The organism is Candidatus Melainabacteria bacterium RIFOXYA2_FULL_32_9, assembly GCA_001784615.1.
GTDB lineage: Bacteria > Cyanobacteriota > Vampirovibrionia > Gastranaerophilales > UBA9579 > UBA9579.
Genome location: MFRQ01000031.1, coordinates 2532 through 5292 on the forward strand (window position 1 = coordinate 2532; position 2761 = coordinate 5292).

The window sequence follows — 2761 nt, forward strand, 5'->3', positions numbered from 1 at the left end:
TTTTAAATTTAATAAATTAAAAGTCAAGTTTAAAAAACATTATTAAATTTCTTAAATTTTATCAATGCAAAAATAAAGATAGGTTACCTTTACTATAATTAATTAGCTTGTTAACTCATATGGAAATAAAAAAAATCACTTAGAATATAATGCGCATTTGTTAATAGATTACAGTAATAAATCGGAGGAAAAAATATGGGTAAAAGAAGTGAAGGTTCCAGCTATGGAAAGCCTGGACCAGAACGTGGACATGCTTATGGTATAGCATCAGTTAGTAATGCTCTTGGTGGCGTTGATTTTCCAATGAGCAAACAAGATCTAATTGATAGATATGGCGACAGACAAATTGAATGGACAAAAGGTAATCCACAAGCATTACGTGATGTGTTAAAAGATGCACACGAAAATGAATTCAATTCAATGGCTGACGTAGTAAGCGCAGTTAGCCGCGGCCACAAAAAAACTATAATGTAAAAATATCCTATTAAGTTAAAAGCGTAGTTATAACAACTACGCTTTTAATTTTGAATAAAAACTAAAAAGAGGCATTACGCCTCATCTTCCTGTTCCTTTTCCCTTCGCTTGTATATTCAAATCAAATTCTTCTTGCTATTTTTGCATTACGATCACACTAATTATATTTACTTATTTAACTTGCTTTCTTGCTATCTTTACTCAGGCCTCACAATTATATAAAAACATTCTAAAAACGAATATTGCCATTGTTTTTATAATTTTAAAGCCGTTAGATTTAAATACATATACTCACTATAGCGAGTAAGATATTTTACAAATACACTGTATATACTCTTGAGATAACTATTGCAGCAAAATACTTGTTAACTTTTCTTAACACATTTTAAACAGAAGCTAAAATGTGTTATTTTTTAAATCGATATAATAGAAAGTCAAAAAAGTCTATCTGTAATAAAATTGACCACCTGGCCTAGGAAAATAGGCCATAAGATAGTTACAAATTAATCGATTTATCTTCATACTAGTTATATTGAGGTGGTTATATTCGTACTCTGGGGAGATGATTAAATGGTTGATCATATTACCAATAATGATATTTTAACTAACAATTCTATTAAACAGCAGCAAGAACTGCTAGGAATAGAGAAAAAATCTTCTGCAAAAAACCCTTATCAAAAAGTTTCTGAATATATGGATCAAAGTGATATTTCAGATGAAGCATTAAAACTGTATGATAAAGAAAAAGATGTAGAAAAATATAGAGAAATGGTTTTAGAAGCCATTGGTAATGATTTAAATGTTAGTGAGATCGTACAACTAATAAATAACAGTGAATACATGTCTGACACTGACTTAGCTGACTCATTATCAAAAAATAAAGATTTTATGGATTTATTGTTCTCTGAATAATTTTTTATTTAAAATATATATTCCTTTATTAGTTGAGAGGCACATATCATGACGGAATTTTCTGATTCAACTGAGAATATACAACCGTTAGTTGAATCAGAAAATTCCTCTAATATTGAAGAGCTTTTTAAAAAAGGAATATCATCATACGACAATGGTGATATAAGTACTGCTATTGAGATTTTTCAGAATATAATTAATCAGAAACCTGATTTTCCAGAGGCTTATATCAATCTTGGAAATGCTTATTTTAAAATAGGAAAAGCTAATGATGCAATAAGCTACTGGAAGAAAGCCTTAAGTATAGATTCAAAGCTTGTAACATGCTATGTAAATATAGGTAATGCTTATTATTCTCTGGATAATATTAACGATGCTTTGCCTCACTGGCATGTGGCAATTACAATTGCTCCAGACAACACAACAGCGTTAGTAAATTTAGGAGCAGCGTATGAAAAGCTAGGTGATCAGTCTAACGCATTTAAATACTATGAACAATATCTTAACCATGGCTTAAAAGACAAAAAACATGATTATGTTAAAATCCTAACAAAAGTAACCGACACCAAGCGTATGGCTGCTAATTATTTCAATGCAGGTATCAAATACCATAAAAGAAATCTTTATAAAAAAGCATTATATGCCTATTTACAATCCGTTAAAGCATACCCCAATTACCCCAAAACTCATTTAAACTTGGGAAATATTTGTTATAAAGCAGAAAAATACAAACACGCAATAAAATATTGGTTTCAAGTGATAAAACTCGACCCTACTGATGGAAATACTTGCTGCAACTTAGGCGTATCTTATGAAAAACTCCAAAAATATAGTTATGCTTATTGTATGTATATGAGATATTTAAATATTACCAAGAAACAATCAGTCACAACTTTAAACGCAAAAAAAAGAATAGAAAAAATCAAAAAATATCTTAATAAGCATCCGGAAATAATAAATAAGCACCTGAGCAAAGCAGAGGAATATTACAAAAACAGGAAATATTATGAAGCTCTATGGGAATATGAAAATTACGCAATATTAAAGCCTGATCAATTAAGTGCTTACGAATACAAGATAACCGAGCTTAAAAACATCCTTAATCCTTTAAAAAAAGTAATGAAAGAGACTTATGAAGCAGGAAATCAATATTTTATGCAACAAAAGTTTGAACTGGCAATTTCTGCTTACAGAAGATGTATGCGATTAGAACCTAAAAACGAATACGCAGAAGCTGCTTATACAAAAATTCTTGAATGTGCAAAATTTATGAGGAAATCACAATAAGGACAGCGTAAAAAATACTTATGGATTTTGATGAGCGAAGCGGGAGCTTACAATTTCGAAAACGACGAGTTTTTGAAATTACAAGCTC

Annotated in this window: 3 protein-coding genes; all 3 read left to right on the plus strand. The window is 30.0% G+C overall.

Features of this window, described 5'->3' with window-relative positions:
- Positions 1–195: 195 nt before the first annotated feature.
- The 3 genes from A2255_08820 to A2255_08830 all read left to right on the plus strand — a co-directional run bounded on the left by A2255_08820 (position 196) and on the right by A2255_08830 (position 2673).
- Positions 196–474, plus strand: coding sequence for a hypothetical protein (locus A2255_08820; protein ID OGI22686.1), 279 nt, complete (start codon positions 196–198; stop codon positions 472–474).
- A gap of 570 nt (positions 475–1044) precedes the next feature.
- Entirely contained in the window at positions 1045–1386 is a 342-nt protein-coding gene (locus A2255_08825) for a hypothetical protein (GenBank protein OGI22687.1), read from the plus strand.
- 48 nt (positions 1387–1434) lie between these two features.
- Positions 1435–2673, plus strand: coding sequence for a hypothetical protein (locus tag A2255_08830; GenBank protein ID OGI22688.1), 1239 nt, complete (start codon positions 1435–1437; stop codon positions 2671–2673).
- Positions 2674–2761: the final 88 nt, after the last annotated feature.